Below are 19,337 nucleotides of genomic sequence, written 5' to 3' on the forward strand. Positions count from 1 at the left end.
TTGGCACGGTTGCTGCCGAGAGGGGTCGTTGGATGCGTAGCGGGATGCTGGAGTTGGTGCAGTTGCGCGGGCTCGTCGAGGCGGGGGAGATCGACACGGTGCTGGTCGCGATGACCGATATGCAGGGTCGGTTGCAGGGAAAGCGTTGTGCGGCAACGTTTTTTCTGGACGAGGTGGTCGGCCACGCGACCGAGGCGTGCAACTACCTGCTCGCCGTCGACGTCGATATGACGACCGTCGATGGCTATGCGATGTCATCGTGGGACACCGGATACGGCGACTTCGTATTGCGCCCGGATCTGAGCACCCTGCGGCTGGTGCCGTGGCAGCCGGGGACTGCGCTCGTGCTGTGCGATGTCGAGCAGGTGGAACCGGCGAATAAGCCGGTCACGGTATCGCCGCGGCAGATATTGCGGGCGCAACTGGAGCGGCTGGCCGGGCACGGGCTACGGGCCTACGTCGGGACCGAACTCGAATTCCTGGTCTTCGACGACAGCTACGAGGAGGCGTGGAACTCCGGTTATCGCGACCTGCGGCCCGCGAACCAGTACAACGTCGACTATTCGATGCTGGGGACCGCGCGCATCGAACCACTGCTGCGCCGCATTCGCAACGAAATGGCCGGTGCGGGTATGTATGTCGAGTCGGCCAAGGGGGAATGCAATCCGGGCCAGCACGAGATCGCGTTCCGCTATGACGAGGCGCTGGTGACCTGTGACAACCACAGCATCTATAAGAACGGCGCCAAGGAGATCGCCGCCCAGGACGGGCGCAGTCTCAGTTTCATGGCGAAATACAATGAGCGCGAAGGCAATTCGTGCCACATTCATATCAGTCTGCGGGCCGATTCGGGGGCGGCGGTTTTCGCGGGTGACGGTCCGGACGGCACCTCCTCGCTCATGCGGCACTTCCTCGCGGGCCAGCTGGACTGCCTGCGCGAGTTCACCTATCTGCTCGCGCCGAATATCAATTCCTATAAGCGGTTTGCGCCAGGAAGCTTCGCGCCCACCGCCTTGGCGTGGGGACGCGACAACCGGACCTGTGCGCTGCGGGTGGTCGGCGCGGGGCAGTCGTTGCGGATGGAGAACCGGATCCCGGGCGGCGATGTGAATCCGTATCTGGCTGTCGCGGCCACCATCGCGGCCGGACTGCACGGGATCGAGCACGGGCTTGCGCTCGAGCCGGAGTTCCACGGGAACGCCTACCTGTCCCAGCGTCCGCGGGTGCCGCGTACCCTGCGGGAGGCGGCGCAATTGTTCGGCGAGAGCAAGGTGGCACGGACAGCGTTCGGCGACGACGTGGTGGACCATTATCGGAATGCGGCACAGGTCGAGTTGGACGCCTTCGACGCCGCGGTCACCGATTGGGAGCGAATCCGTGGTTTCGAGCGGCTCTGAGGAGATCCGTCCGGTCATCGGCCTGCCGACCTACGTGGAACAGGCTCGGTTCGGTACCTGGGATGTGGAGAGCGCGGTGCTGGCGCACAGTTATGTGCGGATGGTGCAGCGCGCGGGCGGGATCCCGGTGCTGCTGCCGCCCGCCGGAGTGGCGCGCCCGGAGCTGGTGGATCGGCTCGACGGTATGGTGCTGACCGGCGGCGCCGATGTCGATCCGGCGCGCTATGGTGCACCACCCGATATCGCCCTCGGCCCGGTCAAAGCCGACCGTGACGAGTCCGAATTCGGGCTGCTCGCGCTGGCACGGGATGCGGGTCTGCCGATTCTCGCGATCTGCCGCGGCCTGCAAGTGGTCAATGTCGCATTCGGCGGCACCCTGATCCAGCACCTGCCGGATCTGCTCGGCAGCGACGACCATTCCGGTACGCCGGGCGGCTTCCACACGACCCAGGTGTCGACCGTGCCCGGCAGCCGGATCGCCGCCATTGCCGGCCCGGATGTGAAGGCGAGCTGTCACCATCACCAGGCCGTCGCCATCCTGGCCGATGGTCTGGTCGCCACCGCGCACGCGCCGGACGGCACCATCGAGGCGGCGGAGACGACGGACGGTCCGTTCCTGGTGGGTGTGCAGTGGCATCCGGAGGCGGACGGCACCGATATCCGCTTGATGCGGGCATTGGTCGAGGCGGCGGCAACCTATCGAAGGGAACGGAATTCGTGACGACAACGCAGGTGGTCAACCCGGCGACCGAGCAGGTCGTCACGACGCTCGAACTGCTCGGCGCGGCCGAGACCGATGCGGCCATCGAGCGCGCGCAGCGGGCAGCGGCCGGTTGGCGCGAGGTCGCGCCGGGTGACCGGGCTCGGTTGCTGCGCCGGTTCGCCGAAGCCGTCGACGCGAATCTCGAGCAGCTGGCCCGGTTGGAGGTCGCCAACGCCGGGCACACCATCGGGAATGCGCGCTGGGAGGCGGGCAATGTCCGCGATGTACTGCATTTCGCCGCCGGAATCCCGGAACGCCTGCTGGGCAACCAGATTCCGGTCGCTGGCGGGGTGGATATCACCTTCCACGAACCGCTCGGCGTCGTCGGGGTGATCGTGCCGTGGAACTTCCCGATGCCGATCGCCGCATGGGGCTTCGGACCCGCGCTGGCCGCCGGGAATGCGGTGGTGCTCAAACCCGCGGAACTGACCCCGCTCACCGCGATCCGGCTGGGCGAGCTGGCGTTGGAAGCCGGTGTGCCGGAGGGCGTCTTTCAGGTTCTGCCCGGTAAGGGGTCGGTGGTCGGGCAGCGGTTCGTGACCCATCCCGCCGTGCGGAAGGTGGTGTTCACCGGTTCCACCGAGGTGGGCAAGCAGATCATGGCCGGATGTGCCCGGCAGGTGAAGCGGGTGACCCTCGAACTGGGTGGTAAGAGCGCGAATATCGTATTCGCCGATGCCGATCTGGAGCGCGCGGCGGCGACCGCGCCCTACGGTGTCTTCGACAATGCCGGGCAGGATTGCTGTGCGCGGTCGCGAATTCTGGTGCAGCGCAGTGTCTTCGACCGATTCCTCGAGCTGCTGGAACCGGCCGTGCGCGGTGTGCGAGTGGGCGATCCGGCGGATGAGGCCACCGAAATGGGGCCGCTGATTTCGGCTTCGCATCGTGCCAGGGTCGCCTCGTTCATCGAGCCGTCGACCAAGGTCGCCTTCACCGGTACACAGCCCGATGGTCCCGGATTCTGGTATCCGCCAACCGTTGTGCTGCCCGATGCGCCCTCGGACCGCCTGCTCACCGAGGAGGTGTTCGGCCCGGTGGTCGCAGTGGTCGCGTTCGAGGACGAGGCCGATGCCGTCCGCATTGCCAATGACACCGAATACGGGCTGTCCGGCTCCATCTGGACCAATGACGTCGGCCGGGCACTGCGGGTGTCCCGCGGTGTCGAGGCGGGGAACCTGTCGGTGAATTCGCATTCCTCGGTGCGGTATTGGACGCCGTTCGGCGGATTCAAACAGTCCGGGCTGGGGCGCGAACTCGGGCCCGATGCGGCACTGGCCTTTACCGAGACCAAGAACGTGTTCATCGCCACCTGATTAAGGAGATGTGTTGCAGCGCTTACAGGATCGAGTCGCCGTCGTCACCGGTGGCGGGAGCGGTATCGGCCTCGCCACGGTACGCCGGTTCGCCGCCGAGGGTGCGAAGGTGGTCGTGGCAGATATCGACGCGGCCGCTGGGCAGGCCGCGGCCAGCGAGGTAGGCGGCTTGTTCGTGAAGGTCGATGTCACCGACGAAGCCCAGGTGCAGGACCTGTTCCAGACTGCCGTCGATACCTACGGCGGACTCGATATCGCCTTCAACAACGCGGGAATCTCACCGCCGGAAGACGATTCGATCCTCACCACCGGCATCGAGGCCTGGCGCCGGGTGCAGGAGGTCAATCTGACCTCGGTATATCTGTGCAGCAAGTACGCCATCAACCATATGCTCGAGCGCGGGAAGGGCTCGGTGATCAATACCGCGTCCTTCGTCGCCGTTATGGGGGCCGCGACCTCGCAGGTCTCCTACACCGCATCCAAGGGCGGTGTGCTGGCGATGAGCCGCGAACTCGGAGTGCAGTTCGCCCGCAATGGAATTCGGGTCAACGCGCTGTGCCCAGGACCGGTGAACACCCCGCTGCTGCAGGAGCTGTTCGCCAAGGATCCCGAACGTGCCGCGCGCCGCCTGGTGCACATCCCGGTCGGCCGCTTCGCCGAGCCGGAGGAGATCGCCGCCGCCGTCGCATTTCTCGCCAGCGACGACTCCTCGTTCATCACCGCATCGCAGTTCCTGGTGGACGGCGGCATCTCCGGCGCATACGTCACGCCGTTGTGAAGGTACGGTTGACTCGGGCGGGGTCCTGAGCAGAAAGCCAGGATTCGCCATTCGTCGCCGATCAGAGAGAGGCTCGTGAGATGAGTACGGAAGATGGGCGATCGCCCGGGCTGTTCAGTCACGACGCCCTGCCGACGGAACCGTCGGTGCAAACCGAGACCGGCGGGGCGGATTTCCGCCCCGTGTTCAGCCGCTCCGACGGCAGTGCGCCCGGATCGTATCCGCAGCCGGAGCAAGGGAACTGAGGACGCGTAGCGCCGGATCGAAGACGGCGCTACGCCCTGAGCGATAGCCGAGGCATGGGTAGCGCTTCGGGCGTTACCCTGCACTCATGGTCGACGGGCAGATCCCGAGCGCGCAACTATCGGGCACCGCCCGGGTGGAAGCGTTCAGCGACGGCGTAATGGCCATCGCCATCACTTTGCTGATCCTGGAGATTCGGGTACCCGAGCATGAACCGGGCCACCTCCCCGAAGCGCTCGGCCACATCTGGCCGTTCTACGTGGCATATCTGGCCTCATTCCTGACCATCGGCATCATCTGGATGAACCACCACGCGTTCTTCGGCCGCCTGCGCCACCTCGATCACGTCATCCGCTGGTGGAACTTGATGTTGCTGCTCGGCGTCTCCGTATTGCCGTTCCCCACCGGACTGCTCGCCGAGTACGTGGTGCACGGTGAACAACGCGATGCCGCCGCGGCCGCCGCCGCGTACGGCATCGCGGGCGTCATGATGACCGTCCCTTGGGCCCCACTCTGGTGGCGCCTGGTCCACCGCCCCGAACTCTTCGAACCCGGCTACGACGCCGCCTTCGCCCGCCGCGAAACCACCCGCGCCTACCCGGGCATCCTGATCTACGCCGTCTGCATAGCCGTCGGCCTCTTCTGGCCGGTAGCCGCTCTGATCCTCTATCTGCTGGTGGCAGTCTTCTACGCCATCACCAGCCAGGGTTGGTCGAGGCAGGCCGCCGACGACTCCGAATAGTCCCGGCATCCGGGGTGCTGGTCCTCTTCCCCGGCTGGCTCTCCGGAGCCCTCATGGTGGCCACCTCTGCATACAGCCGCGGGACGAGGTATGTGCGGCTCCGACCCCATCGTGAGTGAGGCAACGGTGATCATCCGCGGGCACCCGAAGTTCGCCGCCGCCGTGGCTGCCCACGACAACAGCACGAACACGTAATGCCGCCTCGAACGCGGGAACCGAAGTCGTTCGGCACTCAAAAGTGTTGCGCACGACCGGGCGCCTATGTGACGTGTGTAACAGCGGGATCGTCTTGGTCGACTACCCCTGCATCGCCGCTGGATGGGTAGCGGCGATGCGTTGGGGGTCGGCATCCGAACCGGCTGAACCCGGATCTTCGTGTCTCTGTGCGTGCTGAACACCTGAAGGGTGAGTGCTGTGACGTCTCCGATGCTGGCCAAGGGCCAGAACGTGCCGCTGCCGGATGATGTGGTCCGCATCGACGTGGTGATCGGGTGGACCGAGTCGGATATCGAGGTCGATGCGTCCGCGTTGTTACTCGGGGCTGATGGAAAGGTCGCCTCCGACGGTGATTTCGTCTTCTACAACCAGCCGGAATCGCCGGACGGATCGGTGCGGTTTCTGGGGACGAGCGCGACGGGGGAGGGCACTCAGGCCCGGATCGCGATCGAACTGTCAGAGGTACCGCACAATGTGCACACCGTGGCGCTCGTCGGCAGTGTCGGCACCAGAACCTTTGGGGACCTCGGCAAACTGGCGCTGCGCGTGGTCGACGCAGCGGGGCATTCGCTGGCGGAGTATGTCACCGCGGATGCCACCACGGAGTCGGCGTTCGTCTTCGGGGAGGTCTACCGCCGCGGCAGTGCGTGGAAAATTCGGGCGGTCGGGCAGGGCTGGGAGTCCGGTCTGGCAGGTCTGGCAACAGATTTCGGTGTCGAGGTGGACGACGACGATGCCGAACCCGAAACCGCCGACGGGCAACTCGATGCTGGACCGAGCGATGATGAACCGGCCACTCCTGTTCAGGTCGAGTCCGAAAGCGTCGCACCGCCGGATTCCGTGCGCGAAAAGCGAGTCGGCGCGGCCGTGCGTCCCATCGTCCCGAACCGGGGTGTGCGCACAGCCAAGCGGGTGTTGAAGAAGGCCAAGCCGATCGAGTTCAAGCTCGCCGAAAGCGAAACCTGGCAGCCCGCGCCGCTGTTTTCGGTGGTCGGGACCGGGGAGGAGCAGGAGCGGCGCGCGACCTCGGCCCTTATCGCCACGATGCAGGCCGTGCGTCCCTTCGCGCGGGCAGTGTGTGCGCGGATGGGCGCGCCGGCAGGCGCCTTCGAGGGGTACGTCGAGGTGCAATACGAGCGGGGTGATTCGAAGGTCGTTCCGGACGCGGTCCTCGAGATGGCGCGGGGCGGCCGGGTCTGGACCGCGCTGCTCGAGGTCAAGACCGGCAACGGCAAGCTGCGGCGTGACCAGCTCGAAAGCTATCTCGATGTGGCACGCAAGAAGAAGTACGACGCGGTGGTCAGCCTGTCGAACGATGTCCCTGCCGGTCCAGGGGAACTGCCCGTCGAGGTCGACCGTCGCAAGCTTGCAAAGGTCGCGCTGCGGCACCTGTCCTGGTCGGAGGTGGCGCACGAGGCGCGAATGTTGCTTGCACACGGCGGTATCGACAACGACCTGCAGGCATGGCTCCTGAGCGAGTTCGTACGCTACCTCGATCACCCACGATCCGGTGCCACGGAGTTCGTTGATATGGGTCGACATTGGGTAGCCGTTCGCGACGCGGTGACCGCTGGTATTTTGCGCGCGGGGGATCAGAAGGCCCTGTCCGTCGCCGATAAATGGGCGTCGCTGTCGCGGCACCTCGCGCTGCGGCTTACCGCCGAACTCGGCGTAACCGTCAAGCACATCCTGCCGCGTCGGCACCACTGCGATCCGGCCGCCCGAAGCGCTGCCTTCGTGGAGCGATTGGCGGCCGATGGAACATTCGAGGCAATGCTGCGGATCCCGGATACCGCGGGGGATCTGGTCGTGGTCGCGGATCTGCGCACCAACTCGCACCAACAGGATTCGCTGCCGCACCACTCTCGACGCGCCGAATGAGGGCACCACGGGTCGTCGGTTGTCCTGGTTGCTCAGACAACTCGCGGACGCTCCGGGCGATGTCCAGGTCGAAGCGGTGTTCTCGGAGCGGGGCAACGAGGTATGCGAACACCTCGATCGGGTACGCGCAGATCCGAAGGTGCTGACGGCGGGCCGTGCTGGTGCGATCGTGTATTTCTCCCTCGAGCAGGGGTTTCCAATGGGCAACCGGCGATCTGGTACAGCGGCGAGCTTCATCGCCAGCGTGACCTCGGCGACCGATGCCTTCTACGGATCGGTGGTGCAGCCGTTGCGCGGCTGGGTGCCTGCTGCGCCCAAACAACCTGAACCGCTTACCTCCGATGCCGCGGTGGCCGCCGACGCAGGGCCGCATGCCTAGACTGGCGGGCGAGAAGGAAGGACCGTTGATGAAGCGAAATCTGAACTGCCCCTGTGGCGAACGGATCGTCGGGACGGATGAGGACGATCTGGTCGAGAAGACCAAGGCGCATCTGGCCGAGAACCACCCGGGGCACGACTATTCCCGGGACGAGATTCTGTTCATCGCTTACTGATTCATCGCACACGGCTTTTCGTCGCCGCACACGTGCGGTCCACCCGGTGATGGTGGATCGGCAGGTGTCGTGACGAAAAGCCGTGTGGGGTGATTACTTGGGGGAGCCGAGGCGGGCGCCGCCGTCGACACGGACCACGATGCCGGTGGTGAAGGTGTTGTCGGTGAGGAATTCGATGGCCTTGGCGATATCGTCGGCGGTGCCGACGCGGCCTACCGGGGTGGCGGCGGCGATGTCGGCGAAGACACCGGTGCGGGCATCCTCGGGCAGGAAGTTCCACCATTCGGTGTCGATGACACCGGGGGATACGGCGTTCACGCGGACGGGGGCCAGTTCGACCGCGAGCACCGGGACGAGGGCCTCGACACCGGCGTTGACGGCGGCCAGGGCCGCGGTTGTCGGCATCGAGCCGCCCGCGGAGGCCGCGGAGACCAGTGTGATGGAGCCGCCGGGTGCGAGATGCGGCAGCGCCGCCTGAATTGTGGCGACGTGCGGCAGCAGTTTGCCGGCGACGTGGGTCTGCAGGTGATCCAGGCCGAGTTCGCGGAACGGGGTAGTGCCGGACGGTCCGGTGACCGTCACGACGACATGGTCGACGGGGCCGACCTCCGAAAATAGTTGAGCCAGTTCCTTTTCGTTCCGCGCGTCCACCACCTTGCCGGTGATTTCGGGGCCCAGTTCCGCCAGTGCGGCGGCGAGTCGTTCCTCGTTGCGTCCGGCGATGACGACTTCGGCGCCGTTCTCGGCCAGTCGGTGTGCGGTCGCCAGGCCGATTCCAGAGGTTCCGCCCACGATGACGACTTTGTTGTCCACAACATCCTCCTGAAGTTCGAACCACGATGATTTACGAATCACCGTGCCTCGTTAATATATTCGAGGCATCGTGTCTTGTAAAGTGACGTGTATGACAGGAACCCGGGGGCGACCCCGCAGCGAGGACGCCAGGCGCGCGATCCTGCATACGGCGCTGGAACTCTGCGAGCGGGACGGCTACCAAGATCTGACGATCAAGGCCATTGCGGACGGGGCCGGGGTGGGCAGGCAGACGGTCTACCGCTGGTGGCCGGACAAGGCGTCGATTTTGATCGAGGCGCTGATCGGGTTGGCCGATGAGCATGCGGCACTGCGGGTTCCGGATGAGACTGCGGATGTACTCGACGCGCTCGAGCGGCTGCTGACGGCCACTTTCGAACTCGCGCGGAAGGTGACGGGCCAGGCGCTGGTCGGCCTGATGGCGGACGCGCAGCGCGATCGAAACCTGTCGCTTCGACTCCAGGAGACCGTGATCGGCCCGCGCCGAGCGGCACTGCGCGCACTGCTCCAGCGCGGTGTCGACGCGGGAACACTGACCGCATCGGTCCCGCTGGATCTCGTCGTCGATTTCGCATTCGGTGCGATGTGGTACCGACTGCTCGGTCATCACGCGCCGGTGAACGCCGCACTTGCGAAAGATGTCACGACCAGCATTGCCACCATGCTCGCGCCGAATACCTCGGGCCGCGCCCGTCGCGAGACCTAGATTTAACGGAGCGTAACCGGAGCGAAACCTCGTGTGATGACACTAGGTGAAGCAGTGTGACGCGAGACACCTTACGCCACAGACACTCGAGCGCTAGGGCGGGACCGGTCGCGCCTGCCTGCGTGCGTGCAGATGAGGTAGCGCAGAATCATGTCACCGTACCCTGATTGGCTCAACGCCGGGGACAACACCTGGCAGTTGGTCGCCGCAACACTCGTCGCTCTGATGAGCATTCCGGGTATCGCCATCCTCTACGGCGGTATCGTGCAACGGAAATGGGCTGTCAATACCATCCTGATGGCCTTCACCGCTTTCTCTGCGGTCCTGGTGGTCTGGGTGCTGTGGGGCTTCAAGATGGGTTTCGGTGAACCGCTGAAGCTCGGGCCCGGAATCCTGCGGGCCGCGGTCGGCGTACCGCATACGATCCTCGGCAGCGATAACCAGAACCAGGCGGTCATTCCGCTGCTGGACGGTCTGATGCCCAAGCTCCGATTCTCCGAAACCACCTTGGCCTATTTCCATTTCGCGTTCGCCGCCATAACCCCGCTGTTGTTCCTCGGTAGCGTTATCGGCCGGATCAACTTCAAGGTGTGGCTGCTGTTCGTCCCGCTGTGGACGACCTTCGCCTACACGGTGAACGCCTTCCTGCTGTGGGGCGGCGGCTGGTGGGCCTCGATGGGCGCCCTGGATTACAGCGGTGGTTACGTCATCCACTTGGCCGCTGGCACAACCGGTTTCGTAGCGGCGGCGGTTATCGGCCCGCGCTTGGCCAGGGACCGGGAACGGGCCGTTCCGAACAACCTGCCGATGGCCGCGGCGGGTGCGGGCATTCTGTGGCTCGGCTGGAACGGATTCAACGGCGGTGATATGTACTTCGGCGGCGCGAACGCTTCGCTCGCCGTGCTGAATACCAATCTGTGCACCGCGGTAGCCGTGCTGGTCTGGGTGTTCTGGGATATGGTCGCCGGCCCGCAGCGCAAACCCAACTTCCTCGGCGCGATCAATGGCATGATCGCCGGACTTGTCGCCATTACACCGGCGGCCGGTTTCGTCAACAGCTTCGGCGCGATGATCATCGGCGTAGTCGCCTCGACGTTGGTTTGGCTTTCCTGGAACAAGGTGGGGCGCACCAGATTGTTCCGCAAGGTCGATGACACCCTCGGGGTTTTCCACACCCACGGCGTCGCCGGTCTTGCCGGTGGTCTGCTGGTCGGTGTGCTCGCCGATCCGCACATCATCGTGTACCTGGGCAACGGCAAAGACGTTGCCGACGTGGCGTTTTCGGGTTGGCTGTACGGACATCACCCGAAACAGCTGCTCTGGCAAGCGGGTGCGGCGGCGACGGTGATCGTATGGGATGCGTTCGTTACCGTGGTGATCCTGAAGTTCTTGGGGTTGTTCATGAGTCTGCGCATGCCGGACGATGTACTGGAGACCGGTGACGTCGCGGCCCATGAGGAAGAGGCCTACCCGGACGAGACCCTGGTCTCCGCCCATGTGGGGACGCTCCCCGCAGCGCCCGCCCTGCCCAAGCCGGCGCCGGACAAACCATCGGGTGAGGCGCCCGGGAATCAGGCGACCACGTGAATGCCACCATCCACCTTCAGGGCAGTGTCGGGTACGGCATCGATGACCCGATGAGCCCAGGTGACGGCGTCGACGCGAAGCTCATCACGTTGGTGCTCCCCGCGGCCCTCTTCGACCAGATCAAACAGGCACTGGCCATGTTCGGCGTGCGGCGGATGGTCGTCTGCCAGGTCTACCGGGTGGACGACCGGGGCAGCCGGGTCGAACGCTATCGGGGGCAGCAGTTCGTCAGCGATGTCGAGGCGGGCCTGCGCATCGAACTGCTGGCCAAGAATGACGATGTCGCCGATCTGGTCCGGCTGATCGACCGGATCGGCGAGAACGCCGGGCCGTCCGGAATCCAGATCTGGATGATCGACGCGCGCTCGCTGTAATCCGTGTCGCTCGCGAGAATGACGGCCGCGTCATCCGCACGCGGGAGGCGAGCGGGTTCGGGCGCGGGAGACACTGGGTTCACTATGAGTCCTCCCAGTGTGCTCGCTCGCACCATGAGCATCGTCGATGGTGCGGTGTCCCGGGTGTCGCAGCGGCTGCGCACGTTGCCGTCGAGTGCGGTCGATATCGTGCTCGCCGTCGCGGTGACCGTGGCCAGCGCGGGGCCATCGATGGTGACGCGGGCGCCGTGGTGGGTGATTGCCTGCTGTGTGCTGGCATCCGCGCCTGTGCTGTGGCGGCGGCGCGCGCCGATTCTGGTATTGCTCGTGGTCGGGCCCGCGATCACGGTGCTGGCCTGCCTGCACGCCATGCCCGCATTGCCGTACGGCACCATCATCTGCGTCTACACGATCGCCGCCTACAGTCTGCCGAGGCCGCGGCGGTTCGCGCTGGTCACCGTGAGCATCGGAATCCTGCTCTCGCTGATCATCCCGAACGAAAGTCCCGACTCCTACGGCTACGCGGCCATGTCCTTCGTCACCGCATGGGCCCTCGGCACCGGCGTGCGGGCGCGCCGGGCCCAGATCGAGATGCTGCGGGAGCGGGCGCGCCGACTCGACGAGGAGCGGGTCGCCGCCGTTGATCGGGAACGGCTGCGCATCGCGCGGGATATGCACGATATCGTCACGCATTCGGTCGGTCTGATGATCGTCCAAGCCGAGACCGGACCCCTGCTGACCCGCACGGATCCGGACCGGGCCGATGCGACCTTCGCAGGCATCGCCGATACGGGTCGCGAAGCGGTGCAACAGCTTCGGCGCAGTCTGGTCGCGTTGCGCGGCGCGGCCGACCCACCGCATCAACCCGGAATCGAGGCGATACCCGATCTGGTGGAGATGTCGCGGCGCAGCGGGCTCGGCGCGTCGTTCGACGAAATCGGCGAGCGCCGTGCGGTTTCCGGTGATGTCGGGGTCACCGCGTACCGGGTGGTCCAGGAGGCGCTGACGAATACGATGAAGCACGCCGGAGGCAACTGTGCTCGGGTGTCTCTGCGGTGGTCGGAGGATCGATTGATCGTGCGAGTGACCGACGATGGGCGGGGGATGCAGTCGGCGTCGATCCTCGGCGACCCGGCAGCCGCGGTCGGTTCGGCATTCTCCGCCGGTGGCAGTGCGATCGGCACCGGCGGTGCACTCGGCAGTGGGGTTGTGGTCGATCGATCGACAGTGATCGGCGCGGGGGCTTCGGTCATCGGCGCGGGTGCGGTCGACAGTCGGCCTATCGTCGGCCGTTCGACCGGGCACGGGTTGATCGGCATGCGGGAGCGCGTCAGCAGTGTGGGCGGGTGGCTTCGTTACGGGACCCCGGTTCCCGGTCGGTCGGGCGAAAGCTCTGCCACCGATGGCTTCGAGATCATCGCCGAACTGCCCATCGCACAGGGGAATTGAGCATGCGGGTACTCGTCGTCGATGACCAGGACCTGTTCCGTGCTGGATTCCGACTGATCCTGCAGGCGCAGCCCGATATCACCGTGGTCGGTGAGGCTGCCGACGGACTGGAAGCCGTCGAGCATGCGGTCGAACTCCAGCCCGATATCGTGGTCATGGACGTACGGATGCCACGTATGGACGGTGTCGCCGCGACCGCCCGCATCTGTGCACAGACCAGCGCAAAGGTGTTGGTACTGACCATGTTCCACCTGGACGAGTACGTTTACGACGCGCTGCGCGCCGGAGCCAGCGGCTTCCTGCTCAAGGATGTCCGCCGCGAACAATTGGTCGAGGCCGTGCGCGTGGTCGCCGCAGGGGAGGCACTGCTCGCGCCGGCGGTGACCCGCCGCCTCATCGCCGACCTGGCCCACCGCGGTCAGCCCCGCCCCGACCTGATGCGCCAACTAGACGAACTGACCGAACGCGAACGCGACATCCTCCGCAACCTCGCCCGCGGCCTCTCCAATGCCGAACTAGCCGCCGCCCTCGTCGTCAGCGAGCACACGGTGAAATCCCATATCAGTTCGGTCCTCACAAAGTTGGGGCTGCGTGACCGTGTTCAGGCCGTGGTCTTCGCCTACGAGGCGGGCCTGGTGATCCCCGGTCGCGACTGAAGCTCACGGCTGTCACCGGTACTCCCGTGAAGTGTCCGGCTTCATGTGACGCGCATCTATCAACGACTGCCGAGCCGCTGCCTTACGTGGGCACTCATCTGCGCGACATCCCCTGTGCCGCTGCATAGTCCAGTGGGCTTCAGCCACAGTCAGAGGCTGGTCGGGTGCCTCGTGCGGTCATCCGGTCGGCCACATCCCGGCATCGGCGAGCGTTGTCTCGACGGACCGGATGTGTGGAGCGCTTCACCACTCGCCCGACTTCGAGCAGGTGCGCCAGCTCGAACAGGACAACGGGTAGGTCGTATCCCGGGAGTCAGGTGGGACCCCGGTCCTGCTGAGGAGTGAGATGGGGTTCGCCCGTGAGGGCGATGTGGGGAGCCGTGCGCGCGGGAAGCATCGCAGAGTATCCGATCGAATGGTGGAGCACTCGATGAAGCGTTTTCTGGCCCCGACAGCCATCCTGGTTTCTGGGGCGCTGTGGTATTTCGGTACCGGTCTACATCCGTTGCCCGGCCTGGTCTTTCTCGCACCACTGCCGGTGCTGTTGATCGCTTCGCGCGTTGGCGCGGGTCAGGCTTTTCTTGCGGGATTCCTGGCGTGGTGTGGAAGCGGGCTGCGGTATTGGCCGTACTTCATCGATACGATCGAGCAACCCGTACCCGTCACGGTGCTACTGCTGGGCGGAACCGCAGCGGTATTCGGCGGATTGGTGGTGATGACGCGTGCATTGCTGCTGCGGGGTCGACCCGGGTTCGCGGTGCTCGCACTGCCAGTCGGTTGGGTGACATTCGAGTTCGCGGTGTCGCTCGCCGGGTCGTTCGGGGCGTGGTGGAGCATCGCATATACCCAATTCGACCTGCTACCAATGATTCAGCTTGCGGCACTGACCGGTCCGTGGGGAATCACCTTCCTCATCCTGCTGGTGCCAGCGACTGTCGCGGTGCTGGTATCCGAAGTGACTGTCGCTCAACGTCTTCGGGTGGCAAGCGCGACCGCTGTGCTACTCGCAGTGGTCGTCGCGTTCGGCTGGTGGCATCTGGCCGTGGCACCGGAGCGGGATATTGTGCGTGTCGGTCTGCTCGCGCTTTCCCAGCCGCCGGAATATGTTCCGGTGGACTCGCCCGACGGTCGCGATATGGTCGCACGAGCGGTGGCGGAGATCGGTCGGATCGCGGACCAGGGCGCGCAAGTGGTGGTATTGCCCGAAAAGGCGTGGACCGCAGAAGAATCGACGTTGCCGCTGCTGTCCGGACCGCTGACCGAGGTCGCCACCCGGCGCAATATTCACGTCGTCGCCGGACTCGTACTCACCAAGGGCGGAACCAGCGTGAACGCCGCCATCGACTACCCATCGGGCGTGGAGTACGCCAAACATCGGTTGATTCCCGGCCTGGAAGACGATCTCGAACCGGGGACCGGCTGGCAGCGTGTTCCCGGTGAACCTTGGGCCTTGGCGGTGTGTTTCGACCTGGATGGGCCGGGCCTGGTGCGCGAGAACCGGCGGCGTGGCGCGACCCTATTGCTGGTCCCGGCACTGGACTTCACCAAAGACCGTTGGCTGCACAGTCGGATGGCCGTCATGCGCGGCATCGAATCGGGTGTCGGCATCGCCCGCGCGCCGCAACTCGGCGAACTCGTGGCCAGCGACTCCCGCGGCCATATCCTGGCGTCGGCACCGACCGATATCACGGTGACCCGTTCGGTGCTCGCCTCGATCCCACTGTCTTCGGACACGACGATCTATGCCCGGTTCGGCGACTGGTTCGGCTGGCTGTCGGTCGTACTGTTCGCCGTGGCAGCCGTCGGCTCGATCGGGCGGCGATCACGGACCGCGCCTGCCCCGTGGCGGTCCCGAGCAGCGGCCGTCAGCTACTCGCAGCAGGCACCCACCTGAGGCGTCTGCAACGGTAGCCGGTCGGTCGCTACAGCCCGCTTCGGGCGAACGGTGTTCGGCGTCCAGCGGCATCAATGTGGTGACGATCACATTTGCCGCCGATGTCGCAGGTGGCGGCGGGCCCGTTCGTGGGTGCACGGGATGGGTGCTTGTTTGCCTCGCTCGGAACCTGGGTATCGGTTGCTTTCGTGCCCTGCACCCGAAAAACGGGACGGGCCGGACGAACGAATCGAGGCCCCCGACCGGGGCTCATGAGGAGGCGCGCATGACCGATCGCACACCGGAGGGCATACCCCTGCGCCGATCAGTCGCCGCATCAGCGATGGGCAATGCCACCGAATGGTTCGACTACGGCGTATACGCCGCAACCGCCACCTACCTCACCGACGCGTTCTTCCCTGGCGATCTCGGCACCCTCGGCACCATGCTCGGCTTCGCCGTCTCCTTCGTCCTGCGTCCGCTCGGCGGCATGGTCTGGGGACCGCTCGGCGACCGGCTCGGCCGAAAAGTCGTGCTGGCCACCACGATTCTTTTGATGGCCGGTGCGACCGGATGTATCGGCCTGCTGCCGACCCACGCCCAGGTCGGTTGGCTGGCACCGGTTCTGCTCATCGCGTTGCGCGTCGTACAGGGCTTCTCGACGGGCGGCGAATATGGTGGCGCCGCAACATATCTGGCCGAATGCGCGAACGACCGCAGGCGCGGATTCCTCGGCAGCTTCCTGGAATTCGGCACCCTCGGCGGATTCGTCGGCGGCTCGGCGGTCGTGCTGCTGTGTCAGCTCATTGTCGGTTCGGATGTGATGCACGACTGGGGTTGGCGCCTGCCGTTCCTGTTCGCGGTGCCGCTCGGCCTGATCGGCTGGTACCTACGCTCGCATCTGGCCGAGTCGCCGGTGTTCACCGAGGTGGCCGATCAGCCGCACCCGCCGGGCGGCCTGCGCGAGGTGGTGACCACCTATCGCCGCGAGACCCTGACGCTGGTCGGGCTGGTGGTCGCCCTGAACGTGGTGAACTACACCCTGCTCACCTATCAACCGACCTACCTGCAGAACACCATCGGCGTCGGCGAGTCGACCACCACCGCGATGATGCTGATCGGGCAGCTGGTGATGATGATCGTGCTGCCGTTCTTCGGCAGGCTGTCCGATCGGGTGGGCCGCCGCCCACTGTGGCTGGTCTCGCTGGTCGGTCTCACGGTGCTCGCCTTGCCCATGTATTGGCTGATGGGTCAGGGAACCGGTTGGGCCATCACGGGATTCATTGTGCTCGGCCTGCTGTACGTCCCCCAGCTGGCGACGATCAGCTCGACTTTTCCCGCGATTTTCCCGACGCATGTGCGCTATGCGGGATTCGCCCTCGGCTACAACGTCTCGACGGCCGTATTCGGCGGTACCGCCCCGCTGGTCAACGAGGCCGCGATCGAATCGACCGGCTGGTCGCTGTTTCCCGCCGCATATATGGTCGGCGCCAGCCTGATCGGGCTCGTCGCCTGGTCGTTCCTGCGCGAGACAGCGGGAACTTCGTTGCGCGGCACCGCCGTTCCCGATGCGGGGCACCGCACGCCGCCGGTTGCGGCGCAGCCCGCCGTATGAACCTGGGAATCTGCTGAGTACGCATCCGCGCGAGTAGTGTCGCTATTGCCGATGGATTGCTGATTCGGCTCGACGAGCCGGGTCGGCGACCGTTGGCGACGGTACGCAGACAGTGCTGTCCGCACTTATCGGATTGGAGACGCTCGTGCAGATTCAGGTCAACACCGGCAGCAATATCCACGGCGGCGCATCGCTGGCCGAGCGCGTGGAGTCGACGATCTCCTCGGTACTCGACCGCTTCGGCGATCAGGTCACCCGGTTGGAAGTCCACCTGACCGACCTGAATGCCGATAAGGGCGGCCCGGACGATAAGCAGTGTGTGCTGGAGGCCCGGATATCCGGTCAGCCTCCGGTCGCCGTCACCCATCGTGCGGCCACGGTCGTGGACGCCTACACTGGCGCCGCCGACGCCATGGCCCATCTGCTCGACAGCCGCTTCGGCCGCCTGCATCACACCAAGGGCGGCGAATCCATCCGGTACCTGCGCGCCGAATTATAGACAACATCGGCGCTATTCCCATTGGAGGGAATAGCTTGCAACAAAGGCGCCGAAGAATACCCAGCTGGCCTTGGTCGTAACCCTTTTCTAGGCGAATCAGCCACGCCCCCAGACTTATTGATGCCGAACAGATTAAAAAGACCACACCGGAACAGAACTGGTGTGTAATACCGATCGGTAACGGTGAGCTGGGGGCTGATGAGGGTTCGGTGATATATGTGAACGCCGTCGATACTGCGCAGCGGTTGGACGATCCGATCAACCGCCGCCGTACCGGAGCTTTCTGGTTCGGCCTCGGAATGACGGTGCTCGGCACCGTCCTTCATCTTCCGATGTATCTCATGGCCCGGGATATGGGCTATCGGTTGGCGGGCATGCCCATGGACGGCGCCATGATCACCGGGATGATCCTGATCGTGATCGGCTTGGCCGTCACCACATACGGACTGTTCCCGCAGCGCGCGCTGCAGGACACGGTGTCCGGGCTGCGGGTCCGAGCACTCGACGACGCGCCGATCAGCCGGGTGCACGTGGTGCTGCTGCTGATCATGGCCGCCGCGATCACCATCGACGTGATGAAGCCGACCACGCTGGCCTTCGTCGTACCGGGGGTGGGCGCCGAGTATCACCTCCGCACGCCCGCGAGTCCACACCTGGACGCACTTCCGGTGGCGCTGCTGCCACTATCCGGTATCACCGGCACCGTGCTCGGGTCGTTCCTGTGGGGCTGGCTCGGCGACCGCATCGGCCGCAAGGCGGCGATCCTGTTGGCCGGGATCTTCTTCGTCGGCACTGCCATCTGCGGCACGATGCCCAGCTTCGAGCTGAACGTCGCGATGTGCTTCATCATGGGCTTGAGCGCGGGCGGGATGCTGCCGATCGCCTTCACACTGCTGTCGGAGACGATCCCGGCCCGCCACCGCGGTTGGCTGCTGGTGCTGATCGGCGGCGATATCGCGGGTGCCTATGTCATCACCAGCTGGCTGTCCTCGACGATCGGCCAGACCTACGGCTGGCGCAGCATGTGGCTGATCGGTTTGCCCACCGGATTGTTGCTCGTGCTGCTGGTCCGCTGGATTCCGGAGTCGCCGCGGTTCCTGATGGCGATCGGCCGCCACCGCGAGGCCGAAAAGGTGCTGCGCACATACCATGCCGAGGTCACCACGGTCGAACAGCCGCACGCCGCCATCGAGGATGATCTGCACGGCGGGTTCGGTCAGCTGCTACGCCGCCCCTTCGCAGGGATGACCATCGTGCTGGCCCTGTTGGGACTCGGGGTCGGACTGGTCACCTACGGTTTCCAGCTCTGGCTGCCGACGAACCTGCGCAGCCTCGGATTCACCGGCGTCACCGCGGACAAGATCCTGCGTGACTCTGCGCTGATCGGCTTCCCGCTGAATTTCCTGGTTGCCTACTGCTACCACCGCTCCACCAAATGGACGCTGATCACGCTCAGCGCGCTGCTCGCCGTCGCGCTCGGTGGCTTCGTGATCCTCGGTGACCACGTCGCCGACAACACCGCGCTGCTGTATGCCCTTCTCGTGGTGCCGATCTGGGGTTCCAGCTCGGTGGTCGCTGTCGTCGTCGCCTACGGCGCGGAGGTCTACCCGACCCGGATCCGCTCCCGCGGCAGCGGCGTCGCGGCAGGCATGACCAAGGCGGGCGGCGTCCTGGTCATCGCACTGGTGGTGCTTGCCGTGACCACACCGTCGATCGCGGTGACCGCCTTGATCAGCGCGGTGCCGATCGCACTGGCGGCGATGGTGGCCGTCGGGTTCATCGTCGAGACCCGGCGTAAACCGCTGGAGCAGATCACCGCCGATGAGTTGGGGCTACAGGCGGCATGATGACGAACACTGCAACGGTAGCGGAGCCCGC

Annotated in this window: 18 protein-coding genes; 17 read left to right on the top strand and 1 reads right to left on the bottom strand. The window is 65.5% G+C overall.

The window, feature by feature from the left end; all coding sequences use genetic code 11:
- Positions 1–32 precede the first annotated feature (32 nt).
- The 8 genes from ACQP1G_RS09875 to ACQP1G_RS09910 all read left to right on the top strand — a co-directional run bounded on the left by ACQP1G_RS09875 (position 33) and on the right by ACQP1G_RS09910 (position 7,887).
- Positions 33–1,397: a glutamine synthetase family protein gene (locus ACQP1G_RS09875; RefSeq protein WP_433201191.1), complete on the top strand. Its 1,365-nt coding sequence runs from the start codon at positions 33–35 to the stop codon at positions 1,395–1,397.
- Positions 1,378–2,118, top strand: a complete 741-nt coding sequence (locus ACQP1G_RS09880; protein ID WP_433201194.1) for a gamma-glutamyl-gamma-aminobutyrate hydrolase family protein — start codon at positions 1,378–1,380, stop codon at positions 2,116–2,118. Before ACQP1G_RS09875 ends, ACQP1G_RS09880 begins: the two co-directional genes overlap by 20 nt.
- Positions 2,115–3,473, top strand: a complete 1,359-nt coding sequence (locus tag ACQP1G_RS09885) for an aldehyde dehydrogenase family protein (RefSeq protein WP_433201197.1) — start codon at positions 2,115–2,117, stop codon at positions 3,471–3,473. The genes ACQP1G_RS09880 and ACQP1G_RS09885 overlap by 4 nt, the downstream gene beginning before the upstream one ends.
- A 10-nt stretch (positions 3,474–3,483) precedes the next feature.
- The gene (locus ACQP1G_RS09890; RefSeq protein WP_433201200.1) at positions 3,484–4,251 is read left to right on the top strand and encodes a 3-oxoacyl-ACP reductase; all 768 of its coding nucleotides are present in this window, start codon (positions 3,484–3,486) and stop codon (positions 4,249–4,251) included.
- A 331-nt stretch (positions 4,252–4,582) separates the two neighbouring features.
- On the top strand, positions 4,583–5,236 hold the full coding sequence (locus ACQP1G_RS09895; protein WP_433201203.1) for a TMEM175 family protein: 654 nt from the start codon (positions 4,583–4,585) through the stop codon (positions 5,234–5,236).
- Positions 5,237–5,650: 414 nt separating this feature from the next.
- Complete coding sequence (locus ACQP1G_RS09900) at positions 5,651–7,333, top strand: TerD family protein (RefSeq protein ID WP_433201206.1); 1,683 nt, start codon at positions 5,651–5,653, stop codon at positions 7,331–7,333.
- Between the two features lie 28 nt (positions 7,334–7,361).
- Positions 7,362–7,712 (top strand): hypothetical protein, encoded by a 351-nt coding sequence (locus ACQP1G_RS09905; protein WP_433201209.1) that lies wholly within the window; start codon positions 7,362–7,364, stop codon positions 7,710–7,712.
- Positions 7,713–7,740: 28 nt separating this feature from the next.
- Positions 7,741–7,887: a DUF1059 domain-containing protein gene (locus ACQP1G_RS09910; RefSeq protein ID WP_397035317.1), complete on the top strand. Its 147-nt coding sequence runs from the start codon at positions 7,741–7,743 to the stop codon at positions 7,885–7,887.
- Positions 7,888–7,980: 93 nt separating this feature from the next.
- Here ACQP1G_RS09910 and ACQP1G_RS09915 read toward each other — a convergent pair whose 3' ends face one another.
- Positions 7,981–8,700: an SDR family oxidoreductase gene (locus ACQP1G_RS09915; protein WP_433201212.1), complete on the bottom strand. Its 720-nt coding sequence runs from the start codon at positions 8,698–8,700 to the stop codon at positions 7,981–7,983.
- A 91-nt stretch (positions 8,701–8,791) separates the two neighbouring features.
- On the opposite strand from ACQP1G_RS09915, the gene ACQP1G_RS09920 reads away from it, so the two are divergent.
- The 9 genes from ACQP1G_RS09920 to ACQP1G_RS09960 all read left to right on the top strand — a co-directional run bounded on the left by ACQP1G_RS09920 (position 8,792) and on the right by ACQP1G_RS09960 (position 19,306).
- Positions 8,792–9,406 carry a TetR/AcrR family transcriptional regulator gene (locus ACQP1G_RS09920; protein ID WP_433201215.1) on the top strand — a complete coding sequence of 205 codons (615 nt, stop codon included), beginning with the start codon at positions 8,792–8,794 and terminating at the stop codon, positions 9,404–9,406.
- Positions 9,407–9,556: 150 nt separating this feature from the next.
- Positions 9,557–10,993: an ammonium transporter gene (locus ACQP1G_RS09925; protein ID WP_433201218.1), complete on the top strand. Its 1,437-nt coding sequence runs from the start codon at positions 9,557–9,559 to the stop codon at positions 10,991–10,993.
- Positions 10,990–11,367 carry a hypothetical protein gene (locus tag ACQP1G_RS09930; protein WP_433201221.1) on the top strand — a complete coding sequence of 126 codons (378 nt, stop codon included), beginning with the start codon at positions 10,990–10,992 and terminating at the stop codon, positions 11,365–11,367. The genes ACQP1G_RS09925 and ACQP1G_RS09930 overlap by 4 nt, the downstream gene beginning before the upstream one ends.
- A 114-nt stretch (positions 11,368–11,481) precedes the next feature.
- Entirely contained in the window at positions 11,482–12,816 is a 1,335-nt protein-coding gene (locus ACQP1G_RS09935; protein WP_433201224.1) for a sensor histidine kinase, read from the top strand.
- The gene (locus ACQP1G_RS09940; protein WP_433201227.1) at positions 12,813–13,472 is read left to right on the top strand and encodes a response regulator; all 660 of its coding nucleotides are present in this window, start codon (positions 12,813–12,815) and stop codon (positions 13,470–13,472) included. The genes ACQP1G_RS09935 and ACQP1G_RS09940 overlap by 4 nt, the downstream gene beginning before the upstream one ends.
- 430 nt (positions 13,473–13,902) lie before the next feature.
- Positions 13,903–15,366, top strand: coding sequence for a nitrilase-related carbon-nitrogen hydrolase (locus ACQP1G_RS09945; RefSeq protein ID WP_433201230.1), 1,464 nt, complete (start codon positions 13,903–13,905; stop codon positions 15,364–15,366).
- A gap of 265 nt (positions 15,367–15,631) precedes the next feature.
- On the top strand, positions 15,632–16,960 hold the full coding sequence (locus tag ACQP1G_RS09950) for an MFS transporter (protein ID WP_433201233.1): 1,329 nt from the start codon (positions 15,632–15,634) through the stop codon (positions 16,958–16,960).
- A gap of 112 nt (positions 16,961–17,072) precedes the next feature.
- Positions 17,073–17,459, top strand: coding sequence for a ribosomal subunit interface protein (locus ACQP1G_RS09955; RefSeq protein ID WP_433201235.1), 387 nt, complete (start codon positions 17,073–17,075; stop codon positions 17,457–17,459).
- Between the two features lie 218 nt (positions 17,460–17,677).
- Complete coding sequence (locus ACQP1G_RS09960) at positions 17,678–19,306, top strand: MFS transporter (protein ID WP_433201238.1); 1,629 nt, start codon at positions 17,678–17,680, stop codon at positions 19,304–19,306.
- Positions 19,307–19,337: the final 31 nt, after the last annotated feature.

Origin of the sequence: Nocardia sp. CA-107356, from assembly GCF_050946365.1 — a bacterium.
In the GTDB taxonomy this organism is placed as follows: Bacteria; Actinomycetota; Actinomycetes; order Mycobacteriales; family Mycobacteriaceae; genus Nocardia.

Bases quoted from the DNA above. Each gene is read 5' to 3' on its own strand.
- ACQP1G_RS09875 (WP_433201191.1), top strand. From the start codon at position 33: ATGCGTAGCGGGATGCTGGAGTTGGTGCAGTTGCGCGGGCTCGTCGAG.
- ACQP1G_RS09895 (WP_433201203.1), top strand. From the start codon at position 4,583: ATGGTCGACGGGCAGATCCCGAGCGCGCAACTATCGGGCACCGCCCGG.
- ACQP1G_RS09910 (WP_397035317.1), top strand. From the start codon at position 7,741: ATGAAGCGAAATCTGAACTGCCCCTGTGGCGAACGGATCGTCGGGACG.
- ACQP1G_RS09920 (WP_433201215.1), top strand. From the start codon at position 8,792: ATGACAGGAACCCGGGGGCGACCCCGCAGCGAGGACGCCAGGCGCGCG.
- ACQP1G_RS09925 (WP_433201218.1), top strand. From the start codon at position 9,557: ATGTCACCGTACCCTGATTGGCTCAACGCCGGGGACAACACCTGGCAG.
- ACQP1G_RS09935 (WP_433201224.1), top strand. From the start codon at position 11,482: ATGAGCATCGTCGATGGTGCGGTGTCCCGGGTGTCGCAGCGGCTGCGC.
- ACQP1G_RS09945 (WP_433201230.1), top strand. From the start codon at position 13,903: ATGAAGCGTTTTCTGGCCCCGACAGCCATCCTGGTTTCTGGGGCGCTG.
- ACQP1G_RS09950 (WP_433201233.1), top strand. From the start codon at position 15,632: ATGACCGATCGCACACCGGAGGGCATACCCCTGCGCCGATCAGTCGCC.